Here is a 19,083-nt window from a genome sequence, read left to right as displayed (position 1 = left end):
CTCAATGAATTCCACAGACCTCAAAAACCCCGCTGCACGAGGTGAACGGCCCGGCGCCAACGTGACCGTCAGCCAGACTTCAGGGCCACGCCAGGCCGCACGCGAGACCTGGGTGGAAGTCCCTTCAGAATCAGGCCCGGCGGCGGCCTGGTGCTATTCGGATCGCCGCGCCTATAGCCCGGGTGATTCGGTTTGCCTTTATCTGTCGTCGAACTGCCCGCAGGTGAGCCTCAGGATCTATCGCGATGGCGCCATTGCGCGCACGCTGCATACCACCGGCAGCCTGGATGCTCGATTCCACCCCCTGCCTGAACGTGCCTATGAGCATGGCTGCCACTGGCCAGTCTTCCTGCAATGGCCAATCCCCGCTGATGCCGAGCAGGGTGGCTACATAGTGGAAGTACGCGACAGCGCTGGCAGCGTCCTCGGGCATCATCTGTTTATCGTCAAGGCGCTACGCAAGCGTGCCGATGCCTTGGTACTCGTCGCGGCCACATCAACGTGGGCCGCTTATAACGACTGGGGCGGTGCCAATCATTACTTTGGCCTCCACCCCGGCACGCCACGTGGACGCTCACCGTTGCTGTCGGCACAGCGTCCCTGGGCGCGAGGGCAGGTGTGGCTGCCGGACGATGCGCCACGTTGCGTCAATGCGCGCCGGCCCCGCAAGCCCGGGCCGGCGCGCTATGAGTTCATCGAATGGGCTGGCCTTAACGGTTACGCCAAGTACTACGCGCTGGCGGGGTGGGCCTCTTTCGAGAGACCCTTTGTGGTCTGGGCCGAACAGCAAGGTTATACGGTGCATATCCTCACCCAGGACGATTTGCATCACGACCCGCACGCGTTGGAGGGTTACGCCTGCGCCGTCTTCGCCGGACACGACGAGTACTGGACTCGGGAAATGCGCGACCATGTCGACGCCTTTGTCGAGGAGGGCGGTAAGGTCGCGCGATTTGCCGGCAATTTTATGTGGCAGATTCGCCTGGAGGATGAGGGTCGGCGGCAGGTGGCCTACAAGTACGATGCCGGCGCGCTCGATCCTGTAGCGGCTACCGAGCCGCATCGGCTAACAGGGGCCTGGGAAGATCCGAGGGTAAATCACCCCGGGGCATCGACGTTCGGGGTGAATGCGCTGCGCGGGATATACGGCAGCTTTGGGGGAATGGCACCGCGCCACCCGCGCGGATACACAGTCTTCAGGCCTGAGCACTGGGCGTTTAGGGGGACGGGCCTTGGCTACGCGGACATGTTCGGCGACGAAGCCAACATCTTTGGCTATGAAGTGGATGGCCTCGAATACACGTTCATCGACGGCCTTCCAGAACCGCTCGGCACCGACGGAGCGCCCAACGGAGTGCACATTCTCGCAATGGGCTGGGCGACCAACGCCGAGCACGGCCGGTCCGAGGACGACTATTCATTCATGCTCGGCGACGGCGACGCCCGGTTTCGCGCGTCCATCCTGGCACCCGAACTCAGCGACGCCAGCATCGCGTCTCACAGCCGTGGGGCCGGCATGGTAGTGCACTTCCACAAAGGACGAGGCGAGGTCTTTACCGCCGCCACCTGCGAGTGGGTACATGGGCTCATGCAGGCAGACATTTACACCGTGATGATCACAAAAAATGTACTTGAGCGTTTCTTGCGCAGTAGGCAGGTTCGCTGACCTCCTTAAAAAGGAGGTTGTTTTAAAGGGTTTGGAGTCGGGTGCGATCGTGTTTACAGGCTATCGGGGTCGCCAAAAAACATTTTGACTGGGCTCTAGAACAGTGTTCTTAGGCTGTAAAATGCTAAATGTGCCCCCAATTTTGCCCCCAGTCACATGCGCTGCTCGAGCAATTGTGAATGCGCGCCCTGGTGGTGATCCACCGCAGTAATTGATCGGGTTCAGTGGTAACAACCCCTTTGAAATTGGCAGGTTCGTCCACTTTGCAGATGCTTACTGACGGCCAGCCTGCTGCTATCTACTGATGCATCTCGGTCACGGACATAGTGAATACCAACTTGGATCTGCCAGCGTTGGAATAGGAATGGGGAACATCGGTTTTGGCCACTGCCGAACTCCCCGCAGGAATGACCAACTCTGTTTCCCCTACCACACATTTCAGCGCGCCTTTTTCCACATGAAACAGCTCAAGCGTGCCCTGAGGATGCCCCTGTGAAGAGAAGGATTCGCCTGGGTGCATTTCCCAACGCCACAGTTCGATCATATTTGGTCCGGACGTTCCAGCCAGAAGGCGCGCCGTTCCTCCCAGGTCCCCGGTCCAGAGCGTGGGGATGTCTTGGCTGTCGATGATATGGGCGGACGGGGCTTCGCTCACATTGACGATGTCTGCAACGGACAGGCCCAGCGCGGCGGCGATTTTGCAAAGGATGCCGATACTGGGGTTCGCCGTACATTTCTCTATTTCGACAACCATTCCTTTGCTCACGCCAGCACGGCGGGAAAGTTCATCCAGCGTGATCTTCTGTGTTTTGCGTGCCTGTTTAAGTGTGCGCGCAACGGCCAGGCTGACGGCATGAGCATCAGCGCCAGGGGTACTCGACAGGCTGGTATTGGTGGTCATTGATGAAGGTCATGAGAAAAATGTGCTGGGATTCTCGGCCTTTATAAGTAGCTCCGTCAATCGGATCAGCCGTTATAGTAGATGATAATAGTCATTATATTGACTTTATTGGTCGTCGCTGACTAGCATGAAATGACATTTAGGTTCCTGGAGGTTTTTGATGCTGTCCGTACTGCCGTTAATCGATCAAGCCGTTGCCGAGCTGGCGCCGGAGTTCAGGGCCCTGAGTATCGTGGTGGAAGCTGCACCACTGGCTCATCCTGAGGTGGCCCAGGCTGCGCTGGACCGTGCTTGCAAGTCTGTGCAGGAAGGTGGGCCAAGCTGGGGAGAAGGCCATCTGGCTGCATGGGCTGAGACCTTTCGAAAGTTTGGGGCCAAGCCGCAGCGCACACCTTGTTCAGCTGAAGCGCTGCGTAAACGAGTTTTACGTGACGGCAGCTTGCCTAGCCTGGATCCCATCGTCGATCTCTACAACGCAATCAGCATTGAGTACGCCATCCCGGTTGGCGGGGAAAACATTGAAGCCTATGTGGGCTCCCCACGGCTCGTAGTCGCTGATGGCACTGAGGCTTTTGACACGATGAAAGAGGGGGCTGCTGCCTTCGAGTATCCGGATGCCGGCGAGGTTGTCTGGCGCGATGACAAAGGCGTGACCTGCCGTCGCTGGAATTGGCGGCAAGGTGTCAGGACCCGTCTCGGTGCTGACGCGAGGAGCATGTGGTTCATTCTGGAGAGTCTGCCGGCGATGCCGCTTGAAGCCCTGACGGAAGCGGGGGACAAACTCATCGAAGGGTTGCAGCAAATGATGCCAGGCGTCCAGATCGAAAGCTCACTGATTGGTCCTGGGGCCAAATAGTCCATAGACCACTGCAAGGAGTGATGACGATGTTTACCGGTCTTAGTGCATTTCCTCTGACCCCTATGGATGAGCAGGGTGTGGACGAAAATGCTTTTACTTGTCTTGTGCAGCAATTGGTGGCAGCTAAAGTAGATTCCATCGGGGCTCTAGGATCCACCGGAAGCTATGCGTATCTTTCTCGAGCCGAACGTTCTCGAGTTGCTCAGTTGGCAGTAGAGGCCGCGGAGGACGTGCCTGTGATGGTGAGCATCGGCGCGCTGCGTACACGCGACGTTTTGCTGCTGGCTGAGGATGCGCAAGCCGTGGGGGTCAAAGCCTTGCTGCTGCCACCCGTGTCATATCAAAAACTGACTCAGGACGATGTGTTCTCGATGTACGAAATGGTTTCGGCCAACGTCTCAATCCCGCTATGTGTCTATGACAATCCTGGTACCACTCATTTCGAATTTACCGATGAGTTACACGGGCGTATTGCAGAGCTACCCAATGTCAGCTCAATCAAAATCCCTGGCGTCCCCGAGGCGCCGCATCTGGCCAGGGAGCGTGTGGAGCGCCTGCAGAAATTGATTCCGAGTCACGTGACTATTGGAATAAGCGGCGATGCGTTTGCCGCTGTTGGAATGAATGCCGGCTGCGATGCCTGGTATTCGGTCATGGGCGGTTTGTTCCCCAATACGGCGCTCGCCATCACACGAGCAGCATTGTCAGGTGACGCCTTTGAGGCTATGCGTCTCTCCGAATCCTTGAAGCCGCTTTGGGCATTGTTCAGCCAATTTGGCGGTAGCTTTCGCGTGATAGCCACTGCAGCGGAGCTACGCGGCATTACTCACTCTCCGAGCGTGCCTTTGCCGCTTAGAACCATCGAAGGGGAAGGACGCAAGCAAATTGCAGCGGTGATAGACGCGCTCGAACTGAGCTGAGCACTGCGGTGAACACTCTGCCTCATCATGGTTGAGGAGGCAGAAATCCAACTGCCTACAGTTTCAAAAACGTCGTGAAATGATCTTGGTGTCCCTCCAGGATTTCCCTGGGTAGGATCGTGCTAACACTTCCTCGATGCTGCAGGCCATGAGAAAGCACATGAGCAAGGATTTGTTCTTTGGTCATGTTGCCGGGTTTGCCATCCTTGAAAATAAATTCCACCGGTTCAGACAGCTCCTTTGCAGTGACTGATTTCGTGTAATCGACAAACCATTGATTTGCCGTTGTGAAAGCCTCTTCCAACTGACGAATGTCTTGCCGCTGCTCAGTGACGACGTCGTCAAATTCCTCCGGTTTTCCCTGCAGCCTGGCGATGAATAGTTGGTCCACAATATTGATGTGCCTGAGCCAATAACAGGCCTTCTCCATTTCCACAGGAAACGACTGCGAAATGGGCGCTTTCAAGCACCTGAATAACACATCCTCAGACCATGCCTTGTACTGATAAAGCGAGTGCAGCAGATTCTTGGCACACATGGTGTTCTCCCATTTCTAAGCATTGTCGGCCCTCGCACATCCCATGGGCTTGGACAAAAGGGGGGTTCGTGTAACGGGAACGGAATACCGTTAGCGAGATATAATAGTCGATATATTGACTTTTATGGTCATTGGTATGAAGCTGGATCAAAGGCGATTAACGCTACCGCATTGAATTCCGCAGAAGCCCCAGCTTGCAGGCGGCCGGCTCGGAAATGGCTTGAGGGTGTCTTGGATCATGAAATACGTCAGCACACGGACCCCGGGTAGAACGTACGAATTCAGCGAGGTGCTGATGGGGGCGTACGCGCCTGACGGTGGTTTGTACGTGCCGCACAAGGTTCCCCGCTTCAAAAAGGAGGAGCTCTCAAAGCTCGAATGGTTGCCCTTCCATGAATTGGCTCGCTACGTAATCGAGCCCTTTCTGGGGGGATGGATCGAGCAGGATCTGTTGTCTCGGATGCTTGAGGAGATTTTTGATTGTTTTAAAAGCAATGCAGTGACACCGCTGTACCAGACCGCAAGTAACGAGTGGATACTCGAATTGTTTCATGGGCCGTCAGGCGTCTACCAAGACGTTGGCCTTCAGTTGATGTCTCGCTTTATCGATCATGATTTACTCAGGTCTGGTAAGAAGGCGCTGATTATAGGTTGTACAGGTGGAGATACTGGCGCCGCAGCAATAAAAGCATTTTCGGGAATGAAGGGCGTTACGTTGTTGGTATTGCATCCTTCCATGGGGTTAACGGCGGAGGATCGCCTACGCTTACTGAGTACGCACGAAGATAATGTTGTGAATGTTGCGGTCGACGGAGACTATTCTGATTGTCATCGTTTGTGTGAGCAGTTCCTGAAACAAAGTAATAATGCACGGCAGCATCTTATTTCGTTCAACTCAGTGCATTGGGTTCGCGTACTTGCGCACCTCGCCTTCTATTTCTATTCTGCTCTTCAGCTCGGTGCGCCTAAAAGAGAGATTGCTTTCAGTGTCCCGACTGGAAATTTTGGCGCCCTGTACGCTGGTTATATTGCCAAGCAAATGGGACTGCCGATTCGACAGCTTATCGTTGCCACGAATGCTAACGCCGGACTGCATAACTTTCTCCAATCAAATCTGTACAGTCGAAATGAAATTCGTACTACCAAAATTCCCACTATGAATGTTTCATTAGCCTCTAATTTTGAGCGCCTACAGTGGAGCATTTTAAATCGATGCGGAGAAAAAGTAGCTCGTAATATGCAGTTGCTAGAAGGCGAGGGAACTATTCAGTTAGCGCAGGATGAATGGTTGGAGGCACGCAAACTGTTTGACTCACTGGCTGTGGACGATGCAGACGCATTCAGTTGTATTCATGAGGTCTTTGCAGAGAGTGGATATCTGGTCAGTCCCAATACCGCTATCGGCTTGCGCGCTGCACGTGCAAGCAGACGCAGCTTGATGATCCCCATGATTTGCCTGGCAACCACACATCCGTCGAAAGTTGGCACTGCAACCCAAAAGTCAGAGATGGTTGGCCACCTAAATACAATGGGTGTTCCTGTAGTTGCTGAACAAGACTGTACTTCAATTCCCAACGACGTCAGGTCGCTGATCTCATTGGTCAGGGCATTATCAAAGGACACGGAGTCTCACTCGTTATAAGTCCGGAGCCAGAGATGAAACGTGTTTTAGATAAAGTTGATGAAAAGATTTTGGAGGAGCTAACTCGCAATGCACGGTTGGCCCACAACGATATTGCCCTAAAAGTCAATTTGTCCAGGAACGCAGTCAGGCTGCGGATTGAGCGATTGGAGCGCGATGGGTATGTCCGAGGCTACACAATTATTAAAGGTATGCCTTCAGCTGATGCAGGACCCATTAATGCGTTAATCTTCGTTTATCGTAAGGATCGTATGCGAGATTCAGAAGTTGTTCGCTCCGTTGGTGCAATGCCTGAAGTTATTTCCTGCAATGTGATGAGTGGCGACCTCGATATTGTACTGACGGTTCAGGCGATGAATGCAGATCGTATCCACAGGGTATGGAGTGAGATCTCGACGCTGCCGGGAGTCCTGAATACCGTAACGTCTTTTGTTCTGTCGAGCACAAAATAGCAAGTTGCGCTGTTGTACGAGCATTTTGCTCGCAACAACGTTCTGTTTGCCATATTCGTAAAGTTAAGTCGGCGGCTTACTATCTCAGCACCACAACATAACAATGAGAACCCTGTCGTGACTGAATACAAAATTGCGTTGCTTGGATTTGGTGGCGTTAACCGCGCGCTGACCCAGCTTATTGCCGATAAGAATTCGCGTTGGGCCGATGAATTAGGTTTTACCTTGAAGATTGTCGGTGTCAGTGACCTTTACCTCGGTTCGATCATTAACAAAGACGGCCTGGACGCTCGTGAATTGGCAGCAGTGCCTGCTGCTAAAGGCAGTTTCAGGACCCTGGCCGGCGGGACTGCTGAGCCGGCAAACGAAACCGTTATCCGCTTCTCTGGCGCCGATATTGTCGCTGAGGCAACGTTCACCAATCCTGTGGATGGTGAACCGGCTACGACCTTCTGCCGCTGGGCTCTGGAAGAGGGCGTCAGTGTCGTGACCACCAACAAAGGGCCCGTGGCGCTGCATGCACAAAGCTTGAAGACGCTGGCCGATAGCACCGGCGCCCGCTTTGAATTTGAAGGTTCTGTCATGAGCGGGACCCCGGTTATCCGTTTGGCCAAGGAGTCACTGGCAGGCTCGGAAATCACCGGCTTCAAGGGGATCCTCAACGGTACTTCAAACTTTGTCCTCTCCAGCATGGAGACGGGGTTGGACTTCTCCAGTGCTGTCGCAAAAGCGCAGGAATTGGGGTATGCCGAAGCTGACCCAACAGCGGATGTAGAAGGGCACGATGTGCGCTTGAAGGTTGTCATCCTCGCCAATGAACTGCTAGGCGCAAAACTCAAACCAAGCGACGTCCTGTGCAAAGGGATTTCTGAAATCACGGCCAAGGATATTGCCGAGGCGTCGAAAGCGAATGCCCGCTGGAAGCTGATTGGCAGCGCAGAGAAACGCAGCGATGGTTCGATTTCAGCATCGGTGAGTCCGAAGCTCTTGCCGGCGAGCGACGCGCTCTCAGCCGTGAGCGGAGCCACCAACGCAATTACCTTCAACACGGCCATTCTCGGTCCCGTCACTGTAGTGGGTGCGGGGGCAGGTCGTTTTGAAACCGCATTTGCCTTGCTCGCCGACATCGTAAGCATCCACAACCACAAAACCACGTCAGGTAAGTAATCATGAATAGCTTGAGTCTCTTGCTCGCTGCTGATTATAAGGCCATTACGGTGCTCAGCCCGTTTGACGGCAGCAAAGTGGGTGAAGTGGCAGACATACCCGCATCATCCGCTACCACGATAGTTGACACCGCCATTTTAGGTGCCTTGATTGCCAAGGATCTGCCACGCCATGAGCGTGCGCGTATCTTGGAAAAGGCCGCAAGCTCAGTCGAGCGTGACAAGGACTCCTTTGCCAAACTGATCGTCGCGGAGTCAGGAAAAACGCTGAAGCAGGCGCGAAAGGAGGTGTTGCGATGCGTCAATACCTTGAAGTTGTCTGCCGAAGAAGCCAAGCGCAATGCCGGTGAAGTCATTCCTTTTGACGCCTATGTCGGGTCTGAGTCCCGCCAGGGCTGGTTCACTCGTGAACCGTTGGGCGTCATCGTCGCCATCACCCCTTACAACGACCCGCTTAACCTGGTCGCGCATAAATTGGGGCCTGCCATTGCAGGAGGAAATGCAGTTGTTCTCAAGCCGTCTGAGCTCACACCGCTATCAGCGATCAAGCTGGTGGAGTGCTTGATCGACGCGGGTCTGCCTCCGGTTGTTGTCACCGTCGCAACAGGCGGCGCCGCCCTGGGCAAGGCGCTTGTGGCCCACCGTGCGGTGCGCATGGTGTCTTTCACCGGCGGCTTTGTCACGGGTGAGCAGATCGCTCGTACAGCTGGCCTCAAGAAGCTAGCGATGGACCTTGGCGGTAATGCGCCGGTCATCGTGATGGCTGATTGTGATTTGGATGAAACCGTTGATTCATGCGTGTCGGGGGCTTTCTGGGCGGCCGGACAAAACTGCATCGGTACCCAACGGATCCTCATCGAGGCCTCACTCTATGAAGCCTTCAAAACGCGCTTTGTTGAACAGACCTCTAAGTTGATCGTCGGTAACCCTGCAGATGAGCAGACGGACGTAGGGCCGATGATTACCGAGGCGTCAGCCAAGCGTACCGAGGAAGTGGTCAATGACGCCATTGCCAAAGGCGCCACGTTGTTGTTTGGCAACACATGTAACGGCTCACTCTATTCACCTACCGTGCTGGAAGGCGTCGACCGCCAATGCAAGTTGTGGTGCGAAGAGGTGTTCAGTCCGGTAGTCATACTTCAGAGCGTCGCCTCCCTGGATGAAGCATTGGCACTGGCTAACGAACCTGAATACAGCCTGCATGCTGGGATCTTCACCAGCAATCTGAAGGTTGCAATGACCGCCGCTAAACGCCTGGAGGCGGGCGGGGTGATGATCAACGACTCTTCCGACTACCGTTTTGATGCAATGCCTTTCGGCGGCTTCAAGTACGGGAGCATGGGTCGTGAGGGCGTACGTTTCGCTTACGAAGACATGACGCAACCCAAGGTCGTTTGCATTAACGGTGTGAGTGGAAGCTAAGCAACTCGCTCAACTCCAGAATGAAACACACAACAATAAAGAGGAAACGACATGCGCCCCGATAAGCACAACCTTTCGACATTATCTGCAGCGACACTTGCTGTTCATGGCGGCAATGTCGCAGATGTCACCAGTGGCGCCGTCCGTACACCATTGGTCATGGCGAACTCCTATCTCTTGCCGGAAGATCCGGCGACCATGGACTGGTCGAGCCCGGACGGGCTCGTGTACACACGCAATCAAGGCCACAACCAGGTTTGCCTTGAGAAAAAACTCGCAGCCCTTGAGGGTTGTGAAGACGCGGTAGTATTCGCGACCGGTGTTGCTGCTTTGCACTCGGTATTTTTTTCATTCTTGAAAAGTGGTGATCACGTCATCGTCAGTGACATCACCTACCAGGCAGTCTGGCGGCTTTTCGCCGAACTACTGCCTGAACGTTACGGCATTGAGGCAACCTTCGTAGACGTAGGTGACCTGGAATCGGTACGTAACGCCATTCGCCCCAATACCAAGCTGATCCACACTGAAACGATCGCCAACCCCACCACGAAAGTTGCTGACATTGCCGCATTGGCTGAGATTGCGCACGCCCATGGCGCGCTGATCTCTGTGGATGCCACATTCACGCCGCCTCCATTTTTTCGTGCAAGTCAACACGGTGTCGACTTCGTCATTCACTCATTGACCAAGTACATCAATGGCCATGGTGATGCGATGGGCGGGGTAGTGATCGGCTCCAACCAGTTGATCAACAAGATCAAGAATGATGCCTTGGTTGACCTCGGCGCGACCATTTCGCCGTTCAACGCGTGGATGATCATGCGCGGCTCGGTCACGTTGCCTTTGCGCTTGAAGCAATTATTGAACTCGGCCGAAAAGTTGGCTCAGTTTCTGGATAGCGATGATCGGATTGCCTACGTCTACTACCCCGGTTTGCCCTCCCACCCGCAGCATGAGTTGGCGCGCCGGCAATTTGCGGGCAAGGGCTATGGTGCTGTGATGGCGTTTGCCGTAGAGGGTGATCCTGATACCCAGAATCGCTTTGTCTCGAACCTGCGCATCATCACGTCGGCCGTTTCATTAGGGCATGACGAATCACTGATCGTGCACGTAGGTGCAGAGGGTCGAGGTGGCTTTGACAAGTACCCCGAAGAGTTCCGCCAGTACGGTCATTTGCGGTTTTCTGTAGGGCTGGAAGACCCAGAAGACTTGATCAAGGATATTGCGTTCGCGCTGGACGCAACATTCAAGTGATTTGAATACGGGCGCTATGTAACCAGGGTTTGGTCAACCCGTCTTTACCCCCGTCCTCGCGGGGGTCTTTTTAATAACGTTGACGTATTAATTGCGCCTGGCGCAAACAGTCTTGGTGTTTTTTATTGATTGGGAGTTGCTCATGGCTTGGGTGAGTTTGATAGTTGCGGGGATATTTGAAGTTGTGTGGGCTTTTTCGATGAAACAATCTGAAGGGTTTACGCGATTGGTGCCCACGGTCATTACATTTGTCACCGTGGTTGCCAGTTTCGCGCTTTTATCCTTCTCGATGAAGAGCTTGCCGCTGGGTACGGCGTACACCATCTGGACGGGGATCGGCGCTGTGGGGGCTTTTGCTGCGGGTATTTTCTTCATGGGTGAACCCGCCACGCTGTTGCGTATCGTGGCCGCCGTATTGATTGTCAGTGGATTGTTAATGATGAAATTGGTGTCTGCTTGAAAGGCGAGCATTTTGCTCGTGATAACGTTCAATTTGCCATATTCGTAAAGTCGCCGTACTCAGGTAACGTTCAAGTCGAGACGCAGGTCTCGTTAAATAATAACGAGCGTCATGGTTAATGCTGTCGGATGTTTACTGCCCTTAATCCAACTACAATATCTAGGGATGTAATTATGATTTCGCTAAAGAAGCTATGTTTAGTAATGGGCTTGGCGTTGTGCACAAGTGCAGTGTCTGCCAAAGAATACTCCACCTTGCGTTTCGGCGTAGATGCCAATTACGCGCCGTTTGAGTCCAAGGCCGCCGATGGCAGCCTCAAGGGATTTGATATTGACTTGGGCAACGCGATTTGCGCCAAGCTTTCAGTCAAATGCATCTGGGTGGAAAGCGATTTTGATGGCCTGATTCCAGGCCTCAGGGCCGGCAAGTTCGACGGTATCCTGTCATCCATGACCGTGACGGCCACTCGTGAAAAAGCCATTGATTTTTCAAGCGAGCTTTTCTCCGGATTCACGTCCTATGTGTTCAAGAAGGGGTCGGACCTGAGCACGGATGTGGCATCACTCAAAGGCAAAACGGTTGGCTATTTTCAAGGCAGTATCCAGGAAGCTTACGCCAAGGCCGTGCTGGACAAAGCCGGGGTAAAAATCCAGTCCTATCAGAACCAGGATCAGGTGTATTACGACCTGGTAGCGGGTCGGCTGGATGCATCCCTTCAGGATGCGCTTCAAGCCCAACTGGGTTTTATCAACTCCCCCCAGGGCGCTGACTACGAAATGAGCCCGTCGGTCGAGAGCCCTTATCTTCCCTCCAAAACAGCCATCGGCATCGCCAAGGGCAATACAGAGCTCAAGGCCTTGCTGGACAAAGCGATCCAGGCTCTTCACGACGATGGCACCTATGATTCGATCCAGAAGCAGCATTTTGGCGATCTGAATCTTTACAGCGGCAAATAACCACCCGGCGCTCGTCCGCTGGATGGGCGTTTTCGCTATAGGTTGTTGATCATGTTTGAAACATTATTAGGCGCATTGGGGCTCTCTGCATTCAGCTTGCAAGGCTTCGGCCCGCTGCTGCTCGAAGGCGCTTGGATGACCGTCAAGCTGTCCCTGTGCTCTCTTTTGCTTAGCGTATTGCTCGGGTTGATGGGCGCCAGCGCTAAACTGTCCAGTCTCAAGCTGCTGCGTATGCCCGCGCAGCTCTACACCACACTGATTCGTGGGGTGCCGGATCTGGTGCTGATGCTGTTGATTTTCTACAGTCTGCAAACCTGGCTGACGGTCATCACAGTGGCATTGGGCTGGCAGTACATCGAAATCAATCCCTTCGTCGCAGGAATCATCACCCTTGGTTTTATCTACGGCGCCTATTTCACCGAAACTTTCCGTGGCGCCATGCTGGCCGTACCCCGTGGACAGGTCGAAGCCGCTACTGCCTATGGGTTAAGTCGCGCCCAGCGTTTTCGCTTTGTGGTATTCCCGCAAATGATGCGGTTTGCCCTCCCGGGGCTGGGTAATAACTGGATGGTAATTCTTAAAGCCACCGCATTGGTGTCGATCATCGGCCTGGCTGATTTGGTAAAGGCTGCCCAGGACGCAGGAAAAAGTACCTATCAATTGTTCTTTTTCCTGGTACTGGCTGCACTGACCTACCTGATCATCACCAGCATCTCCAACTTCGTCCTGCGCTGTCTGGAAAAACACTACGCCGCGGGTTTACGGGAGGCAGTGCGATGATCGAACTACTGCAGGAGTACTGGAGGTCATTCGTCTACAGCGATGGCCAGCAAATCACTGGTCTGGCCATGACACTATGGTTGCTCAGCGCATCGCTTTTCATCGGCTTTATCGTATCTATTCCATTGTCCATCGCACGCGTGTCCCCCAGGTTTTACGTGCGCTGGCCAGTGCAGTTTTATACCTACCTGTTCAGGGGGACACCGCTCTACATCCAACTGCTGATCTGCTACACCGGAATCTACAGCCTCGCCGCAATACGCGCTCAGCCTGTGTTGGACGCATTCTTTCGCGATGCAATGAACTGCACCATTCTTGCCTTCGCTCTGAACACGTGCGCTTACACCACCGAGATATTTGCCGGGGCCATTCGCAACATCGCTCATGGCGAAGTCGAGGCGGCAAAAGCGTATGGCCTCTCGGGATGGAAACTCTATGCGTTTGTGATCATGCCGTCAGCCTTGCGTCGCTCGCTGCCGTATTACAGCAACGAAGTGATCTTGATGCTGCACTCAACCACGGTGGCATTCACCGCCACGGTGCCGGACATTCTCAAAGTTGCCCGTGACGCGAACTCAGCGACCTTTTTAACCTTTCAATCGTTTGGGATTGCGGCACTGATTTACCTGACGGTCACCTTTGCGTTGGTCGGAGTGTTCCGAATTGCCGAACGTCATTGGCTGGCCTTTTTAGGGCCGACTCACTGAGCCCTGTATCTGACAGGGCCGCTCCCAACCCGCTTAGAGGATGATTGCGAACATGTACAAATTGACGGTTGACGGACTACACAAGAGTTACGGTACCCATGAAGTACTCAAGGGTGTTTCCCTGCAGGCCAAAACGGGCGATGTCATTAGCCTGATCGGCGCGAGCGGTTCGGGAAAGAGTACGTTCCTGCGCTGTATCAATTTTCTCGAAACACCCAACGACGGTGCCATGAGTTTGGATGGCAAACCAATTTGCATGGTTAAAAATCATGCTGGATTACGTGTGGCGGATGACCGCGAGCTGCAACGACTGCGTACCCGCTTGGCCATGGTCTTCCAGCATTTCAACCTGTGGGGACACATGACCGTGTTGGAAAACATCACCATTGCCCCGCGCCGGGTGCTAGGCGTCAGCAAAAAAGACGCAGAAGACCGTGCGCGGCGATACTTGGATAAAGTCGGCTTGCCTGCCCGTGTTGCCGATCAGTTCCCTGCATTTCTTTCCGGTGGTCAACAGCAGCGGGTAGCGATCGCCCGCGCCCTCGCCATGGAGCCCGAAGTCATGCTGTTCGACGAACCCACCTCGGCGCTTGACCCTGAGGTGGTGGGCGAGGTGCTCAAAGTCATCCAGGGGCTTGCTGAAGAGGGGCGCACCATGATCATGGTGACCCATGAAATGGGGTTTGCACGCAAAGTGTCGAACCAACTGCTGTTCCTTCATCAAGGACTGGTTGAAGAGCAGGGCGGACCTGAAATTCTGGATAACCCCAGAAGCGAGCGCCTGCAGCAGTTTCTGTCCAACGGGCTTAAGTGAAATGCTTTGGCTATGACCAGCGGAACAAAGAACCACGCGGCCCATGAGGGTTTGGGACGCATCGACGCGGCCATCGTCGACGTACTGCGCCGCAATGGGCGCATCACCTATAAAAAACTCGCCTCACTGGTGCACTTGAGCGAGAGCCCTTGTCAGCAACGCGTTCGCAAGCTGGAGAGGCTGGGCGTCATCCGCGGTTACGGGGCATTTATTGACGAGCGCAAGCTATTACCCGGTTTATCACTGGTGGTTCTAGTGACACTGGCTGAGGGCAGGGGATGCAGCACGCAAAAGGTATTTGAGGCGCTTGTCAGTGCTTGCCCGCAAGTCATTGAGTGTCACCTGGTGAGTGGTGCGCTTGATTACTGCCTCCGAATACGCTGCCGGGATATGGAACATTTCCGATCAATCACTGAATCATGGCTGGAGAGCACTGAACTGCACCTCGAGAAACTGGTGGCCTATCCACAGCTGGCCGTCATCAAGCCTTCATCGACGCACCTTGGTATTGAATAACAATTACAACACTTCACGCCTAGAGATAAACCATGATGATTGCGAACCTGAAGTTCAGTCATAAGGTATTGCTTGCGGCATCATTCGTTGTTGTCGCAGCGTTTTCGCTTTTTACGCTTTACAACGACTCGATCCAGCGCAAAACCATTCGCTCGAACCTTGAAAACCACCTAGAGGAACTGAGCAAGATCACGGCTGCAAGCGTTCAGTCCTGGCTCTCTGGGCGGGTACTTCTAATAGATCATGTTGCCCAGACGGTTGCCAATGATCCCGCGTCGCAAAACATCACGCGGCTGCTGGAGCAGAGGTCGTTGCTATCGACGTTTACCTTCACTTATCTAGGCAGTCGTAACGGTAGTTTTGTCATCCGGCCAAAGGACGATCTACCTGCTGATTACGATCCTCGCACCCGGCCTTGGTATACCGACGCAATGGCTGCAGGAGGGACAACGCTGACTGAGCCTTACCTCGATGTGACGACAGGGCAACTGATGATTACCATTGCAACGCCGGTCAGTCAGGACGGCCAGCCGCTTGCAGTGGTAGGCGGGGATCTTACACTGGAGACGCTGGCGACCATTGTCAGCTCGCTCGACCTAGGTGGAATTGGCTATGCCTTTCTGGTCAACGCAGATGGCAGGGTGTTGGTTCATCCAGAAAAAGAACGGGTGATGAAGCAATTGAGCGATATTTACCCCCTGAACACGCCATCACTTAGCTCCCATATCAGCGAGACGGAGCAGGACGGAAAACCTCAAATTTTGATGTTCTCGCCGATCAAGGGACTGCCTTCGGTGAACTGGTATATCGGTTTGTCCCTCGACAAAAGCAAAGCTTATGCGGCACTTGATGATTTTCGCACTTCCGCCATTTTGTCGATGGTTATTGCCGTTGCGACCACGCTGCTTTTGCTGGGCTTGCTTATTCGCGTACTGATGCGGCCCCTGAGGTTGATAGGTACAACCATGCGGGATATCGCCCAGGGAGAGGGCGACCTTACCCGCCGCTTGAGTGCGCATTCGAAAGATGAGTTCGGAGAACTGGCCGCAGACTTCAACCTTTTCGTGGAACGTATTCAGCACTCAATACGTGAAGTGTCTTCTGCTACCGAGCATGTCAATGAAGTGGCCAGGCGTGTAACGCAGACCTCTAGTGCGTCAATGTCGAACTCGGACGACCAGGCCAATCGCACCAACAGTATTGCGGCCGCGATTAACGAACTCGGCGCGGCGGCCCAGGAAATCGCGCGTAACGCGGGTGACGCTTCCCTTCAGGCTTCGGATGCCCGGTGCCAGGCTGAAGATGGCCGCGAGGTGGTGACCCAAACGATAAATGCCATGGGCGCGCTCTCTGGGAAAATCCGCATGTCATGCAGCAACATAGAGTCGCTGAATGGTAAGACCGAAAATATCGGTCGAATTCTTGAAGTCATCAAGGGCATTTCCGAACAGACCAACCTGCTGGCACTCAATGCCGCGATCGAGGCCGCGCGGGCGGGTGAAGCCGGGCGTGGGTTTGCTGTTGTAGCTGACGAAGTTCGCAGCCTGGCTTACCGCACGCAGACGTCAGCCCAAGAGATCCATACAATGATTGCAGAGCTTCAGATGGGCGCACGTGAGGCGGTACTCACCATGAACGAAAGCGAGCGCTACAGTAAGGACGGCGTGATTATCGCCAACCAGGCCGGTGAGCGGCTGGGCAGCGTCAGTCAGCGCATCGGCGAGATTGACGGAATCAACCAGTCGGTGGCGACAGCAACTGAAGAGCAAACTTCGGTCATCGGTTCACTGAACATCGACATCACCGAGATCAAAAACCTCAACCAGGAAGGGGTGGAAAACCTGCAGGCCACACTGCTTGCTTGTGACGATCTTGAACGACAAGCCACACGACTCAAGCAGCTGGTGGATGGCTTTCGAACTTAGGCCATCCCTACAAGAGCAGGCATAGAATCACGCGCGCGAGAACAGCAGCTTAAAACCTGCTGCGCCAAAGACCAACGCAAGGGTGCCTTCAATCCATCGGCGCGCCCTGCGATAACCCCGAATCATCGGTGCCGTGGAGAAAACGATCGCATAACCGCAGAAAATAGAAATGCTCAACACGGCACAGCCAGCCAGGATGATCATAACTGTTTCAGGTGTCGCTTGTGGTCCCAGGCCGAGCGTCATCGTGGCGATCCAACCCAGTAATGCCTTTGGGTTGGTCAGGTGCATAAGCAAGCCCCGCTGGTAGAGGCCAAAACCCGAGATAGGCGGTGCTGCGCCCAGCGCTTTCTCAATTTTCTCGTCAGGTGTCAGGGCAGAACGTCCCGCTTTCAGGGCTAGGAAAAGCAAGTATGCTCCGCCGACGATCTTGAGCACGAAGAGTGCCTCTGCGAACTGAAGCAGAATGGCCGAGACGCCTGTGGCGGCCATCGATCCCCAAAAAAAAGAACCACTGATCACTCCGGCTGCAAGCATCAGCGCAGGTTTTCTGCCTTGGTGCATGGCAACGCCCATGATCCGCATATTGCTGGGCCCCGGGCTTGCCGCTCCAACAATGTAGGCGGTAAAAACGAGTAGAAGGTGGTGGAAATCAAATGACATCAGTCGACCCTCGAGCTGCTTGTAATAGCTCGCAGCTTAAGTGTTCATAAGCTATTCGTCATTGGGTTCTTTAGCTGAATTTTCTGGCTTATTTGATTCTCATCTCGTGGGACTGGATCGCGCTCAATGGGATGTTTTCCATCGCCAACTTCCTGTAGTCCTACGCCGAGTTTGCCCCTGCCAATCCCGTCATCAGCGTGTGATTTTTCGAGATTTGGGCTGCTAGACCTTAGACTGGGGCCATCCTTTTCTAACCATCCAAAGCATGCCCTCAGATATGCCCCCAATGTAGCAATGCGCTGGAGGTGGATGGATCTCCATGGCCCTTGAACAGGCAGAAGTGATCGGATAAACAGCCCGCCATCCGGCCCCTAGAGACTCTCAGGGTCCCCGAAAAACATCTGAATTCGCGACCGCAACCACCGCTCCCCAGGATCATTGTCCTGCGACCCACGCCACGCCATGTGCAACTCAAACGAGCGCACTGGCAACGGCGGCTCTTCCGCACGCAAACCGCCTGCTGCGGTCAGTGCCTCGGCGGCGTAGTCCGGCACGATGGCGACAATATCCGTGCCCGCCAGCAAAGTGCCCAGCCCGTTGAACTGCGGTACGGCGAGTACTACGTGGCGTTTGCGATCGAGCTTGTCCAGTTCTTCGTCAATAAAGCCGCTCAAATCACCGGCAAACGACACCAGTGCATGGGGGCGGGCGCAGAAGTCGTCCAGGCTCAGGGAGCCGGGCACGCTGTCGGCGCGCAGCAGTTTGGGCAGGCTGCGGCGCAGGACTTTGCGCTTGGCGTTGGCCGGCAGGTCGGCGGTGTAGCTGACGCCGATGGAGATCTCGCCAGAGGCCAGCAGGCCGGGCATCAGAATGTAGTTGACGCGGCGTACCACCAGTACGATGCCCGGGGCTTCGGCGCGCAGGCGTTTGAGCAGTTGGGGCAACAGGGCGAATTCGACGTCGTCGGACAGACCGATACGGAACACTGCGGTGCTGGTGGCCGGGTCGAACTCGGCGGCGCGGCTGACGGCGGTGGAAATCGAGTCCAGGGCCGGAGAGAGCAGGGCGAAGATTTCCACGGCGCGCGCCGAAGGTTCCATGCTGCGTCCGGTGCGCACGAACAGCGGGTCGTCGAACAGGCTGCGCAGGCGTGACAATGCCGCGCTGATGGCCGGCTGGCCGAGGAAGAGTTTCTCGGCGGCGCGGGTTACGCTGCGCTCGTGCATCAAGGTTTCGAATACGATCAAGAGGTTAAGGTCGACACGACGCAGGTCGTTACGGTTCATCTTGTGTCCTGGAAGAGTCAGCTTGCTTGACGAGAGCGGCCATATCAGAACCCTTCAGATTCCATTTAGAAGCATGACCGGCATGAATCTTACGGGGAAAGGCTGGTACTCTGCACCGGCTAATTGAATTTTCCTACGTTAGCTGAAGTCTTTTCC

19 protein-coding genes and 1 pseudogene are annotated in these 19,083 nt (G+C 54.6%); 16 read left to right on the top strand and 4 right to left on the bottom strand.

Annotated features, from left to right (window positions below):
• The first annotated feature begins 4 nt into the window (after positions 1–4).
• Positions 5–1,666, top strand: a complete 1,662-nt coding sequence (locus tag CFE47_RS04035) for a N,N-dimethylformamidase beta subunit family domain-containing protein (RefSeq protein WP_286835592.1) — start codon at positions 5–7, stop codon at positions 1,664–1,666.
• Positions 1,667–1,964: 298 nt separating this feature from the next.
• Here the strand turns inward: CFE47_RS04035 and CFE47_RS04030 are convergent, their stop codons facing one another.
• Positions 1,965–2,567 (bottom strand): XRE family transcriptional regulator, encoded by a 603-nt coding sequence (locus CFE47_RS04030; protein WP_286835591.1) that lies wholly within the window; start codon positions 2,565–2,567, stop codon positions 1,965–1,967.
• Between the two features lie 160 nt (positions 2,568–2,727).
• On the opposite strand from CFE47_RS04030, the gene CFE47_RS04025 reads away from it, so the two are divergent.
• A complete protein-coding gene (locus tag CFE47_RS04025; protein WP_286835590.1) occupies positions 2,728–3,423 on the top strand; it encodes a B3/B4 domain-containing protein in 696 nt (231 codons plus the stop codon).
• A 29-nt stretch (positions 3,424–3,452) separates the two neighbouring features.
• On the top strand, positions 3,453–4,346 hold the full coding sequence (locus CFE47_RS04020; RefSeq protein WP_286835589.1) for a dihydrodipicolinate synthase family protein: 894 nt from the start codon (positions 3,453–3,455) through the stop codon (positions 4,344–4,346).
• A gap of 55 nt (positions 4,347–4,401) precedes the next feature.
• Here CFE47_RS04020 and CFE47_RS04015 read toward each other — a convergent pair whose 3' ends face one another.
• Entirely contained in the window at positions 4,402–4,884 is a 483-nt protein-coding gene (locus CFE47_RS04015) for a DinB family protein (protein ID WP_286835588.1), read from the bottom strand.
• Positions 4,885–5,122: 238 nt separating this feature from the next.
• Here CFE47_RS04015 and thrC point away from each other — a divergent pair, with 238 nt between their 5' ends.
• From thrC to CFE47_RS03950, 13 genes and pseudogenes are all read left to right on the top strand, one after another.
• The gene (thrC, locus tag CFE47_RS04010) at positions 5,123–6,526 is read left to right on the top strand and encodes a threonine synthase (RefSeq protein WP_286835587.1); all 1,404 of its coding nucleotides are present in this window, start codon (positions 5,123–5,125) and stop codon (positions 6,524–6,526) included.
• A 14-nt stretch (positions 6,527–6,540) separates the two neighbouring features.
• Positions 6,541–6,978 carry an Lrp/AsnC family transcriptional regulator gene (locus CFE47_RS04005; protein WP_027606629.1) on the top strand — a complete coding sequence of 146 codons (438 nt, stop codon included), beginning with the start codon at positions 6,541–6,543 and terminating at the stop codon, positions 6,976–6,978.
• A gap of 117 nt (positions 6,979–7,095) precedes the next feature.
• Complete coding sequence (locus CFE47_RS04000) at positions 7,096–8,145, top strand: homoserine dehydrogenase (protein ID WP_286835586.1); 1,050 nt, start codon at positions 7,096–7,098, stop codon at positions 8,143–8,145.
• 2 nt (positions 8,146–8,147) lie between these two features.
• The gene (locus CFE47_RS03995) at positions 8,148–9,566 is read left to right on the top strand and encodes an aldehyde dehydrogenase family protein (RefSeq protein ID WP_286835585.1); all 1,419 of its coding nucleotides are present in this window, start codon (positions 8,148–8,150) and stop codon (positions 9,564–9,566) included.
• Between the two features lie 51 nt (positions 9,567–9,617).
• A complete protein-coding gene (locus CFE47_RS03990) occupies positions 9,618–10,820 on the top strand; it encodes a trans-sulfuration enzyme family protein (RefSeq protein ID WP_139645610.1) in 1,203 nt (400 codons plus the stop codon).
• 142 nt (positions 10,821–10,962) lie between these two features.
• Positions 10,963–11,280 carry a DMT family transporter gene (locus CFE47_RS03985; protein WP_041021439.1) on the top strand — a complete coding sequence of 106 codons (318 nt, stop codon included), beginning with the start codon at positions 10,963–10,965 and terminating at the stop codon, positions 11,278–11,280.
• 173 nt (positions 11,281–11,453) lie between these two features.
• Positions 11,454–12,236, top strand: a complete 783-nt coding sequence (locus CFE47_RS03980; RefSeq protein ID WP_060752886.1) for a transporter substrate-binding domain-containing protein — start codon at positions 11,454–11,456, stop codon at positions 12,234–12,236.
• A 51-nt stretch (positions 12,237–12,287) separates the two neighbouring features.
• Entirely contained in the window at positions 12,288–13,016 is a 729-nt protein-coding gene (locus CFE47_RS03975) for an ABC transporter permease (protein ID WP_286835584.1), read from the top strand.
• The gene (locus tag CFE47_RS03970) at positions 13,013–13,723 is read left to right on the top strand and encodes an ABC transporter permease (protein ID WP_041021172.1); all 711 of its coding nucleotides are present in this window, start codon (positions 13,013–13,015) and stop codon (positions 13,721–13,723) included. Before CFE47_RS03975 ends, CFE47_RS03970 begins: the two co-directional genes overlap by 4 nt.
• A 52-nt stretch (positions 13,724–13,775) precedes the next feature.
• A complete protein-coding gene (locus CFE47_RS03965) occupies positions 13,776–14,537 on the top strand; it encodes an ABC transporter ATP-binding protein (RefSeq protein ID WP_041021173.1) in 762 nt (253 codons plus the stop codon).
• A gap of 12 nt (positions 14,538–14,549) precedes the next feature.
• Positions 14,550–15,053, top strand: coding sequence for an Lrp/AsnC family transcriptional regulator (locus CFE47_RS03960; protein WP_286835583.1), 504 nt, complete (start codon positions 14,550–14,552; stop codon positions 15,051–15,053).
• Positions 15,054–15,085: 32 nt separating this feature from the next.
• Positions 15,086–16,120: pseudogene (locus CFE47_RS03955) on the top strand (HAMP domain-containing protein); the annotation flags it as partial.
• A 93-nt stretch (positions 16,121–16,213) separates the two neighbouring features.
• Entirely contained in the window at positions 16,214–16,978 is a 765-nt protein-coding gene (locus CFE47_RS03950) for a methyl-accepting chemotaxis protein (RefSeq protein ID WP_286835696.1), read from the top strand.
• A gap of 27 nt (positions 16,979–17,005) precedes the next feature.
• On the opposite strand, the gene CFE47_RS03945 is transcribed toward CFE47_RS03950, so the two are convergent.
• Positions 17,006–17,641: a LysE family translocator gene (locus CFE47_RS03945; protein ID WP_286835582.1), complete on the bottom strand. Its 636-nt coding sequence runs from the start codon at positions 17,639–17,641 to the stop codon at positions 17,006–17,008.
• 371 nt (positions 17,642–18,012) lie between these two features.
• On the bottom strand, positions 18,013–18,927 hold the full coding sequence (locus CFE47_RS03940; protein WP_233081312.1) for a LysR family transcriptional regulator: 915 nt from the start codon (positions 18,925–18,927) through the stop codon (positions 18,013–18,015).
• Positions 18,928–19,083 lie beyond the last annotated feature (156 nt).

This window comes from Pseudomonas sp. PGPPP1, assembly GCF_002255865.1.
In the GTDB taxonomy this organism is placed as follows: domain Bacteria; phylum Pseudomonadota; class Gammaproteobacteria; order Pseudomonadales; family Pseudomonadaceae; genus Aquipseudomonas; species Aquipseudomonas cremoris.
This window is presented reverse-complemented; position numbering and strand designations above follow the sequence as displayed.

Coding starts and splice junctions, on each gene's coding strand:
- CFE47_RS03945 (WP_286835582.1), bottom strand. CDS start 17,641: ATGTCATTTGATTTCCACCACCTTCTACTCGTTTTTACCGCCTACATT.
- CFE47_RS04030 (WP_286835591.1), bottom strand. CDS start 2,567: ATGACCACCAATACCAGCCTGTCGAGTACCCCTGGCGCTGATGCTCAT.
- CFE47_RS03990 (WP_139645610.1), top strand. CDS start 9,618: ATGCGCCCCGATAAGCACAACCTTTCGACATTATCTGCAGCGACACTT.
- CFE47_RS04020 (WP_286835589.1), top strand. CDS start 3,453: ATGTTTACCGGTCTTAGTGCATTTCCTCTGACCCCTATGGATGAGCAG.
- CFE47_RS03995 (WP_286835585.1), top strand. CDS start 8,148: ATGAATAGCTTGAGTCTCTTGCTCGCTGCTGATTATAAGGCCATTACG.
- CFE47_RS04035 (WP_286835592.1), top strand. CDS start 5: ATGAATTCCACAGACCTCAAAAACCCCGCTGCACGAGGTGAACGGCCC.
- CFE47_RS03985 (WP_041021439.1), top strand. CDS start 10,963: ATGGCTTGGGTGAGTTTGATAGTTGCGGGGATATTTGAAGTTGTGTGG.
- CFE47_RS04025 (WP_286835590.1), top strand. CDS start 2,728: ATGCTGTCCGTACTGCCGTTAATCGATCAAGCCGTTGCCGAGCTGGCG.
- CFE47_RS03980 (WP_060752886.1), top strand. CDS start 11,454: ATGATTTCGCTAAAGAAGCTATGTTTAGTAATGGGCTTGGCGTTGTGC.
- CFE47_RS03975 (WP_286835584.1), top strand. CDS start 12,288: ATGTTTGAAACATTATTAGGCGCATTGGGGCTCTCTGCATTCAGCTTG.
- CFE47_RS03950 (WP_286835696.1), top strand. CDS start 16,214: ATGTCGAACTCGGACGACCAGGCCAATCGCACCAACAGTATTGCGGCC.
- CFE47_RS04005 (WP_027606629.1), top strand. CDS start 6,541: ATGAAACGTGTTTTAGATAAAGTTGATGAAAAGATTTTGGAGGAGCTA.
- CFE47_RS03960 (WP_286835583.1), top strand. CDS start 14,550: ATGACCAGCGGAACAAAGAACCACGCGGCCCATGAGGGTTTGGGACGC.
- CFE47_RS03970 (WP_041021172.1), top strand. CDS start 13,013: ATGATCGAACTACTGCAGGAGTACTGGAGGTCATTCGTCTACAGCGAT.
- CFE47_RS03940 (WP_233081312.1), bottom strand. CDS start 18,927: ATGAACCGTAACGACCTGCGTCGTGTCGACCTTAACCTCTTGATCGTA.
- thrC (WP_286835587.1), top strand. CDS start 5,123: ATGAAATACGTCAGCACACGGACCCCGGGTAGAACGTACGAATTCAGC.
- CFE47_RS03965 (WP_041021173.1), top strand. CDS start 13,776: ATGTACAAATTGACGGTTGACGGACTACACAAGAGTTACGGTACCCAT.
- CFE47_RS04015 (WP_286835588.1), bottom strand. CDS start 4,884: ATGTGTGCCAAGAATCTGCTGCACTCGCTTTATCAGTACAAGGCATGG.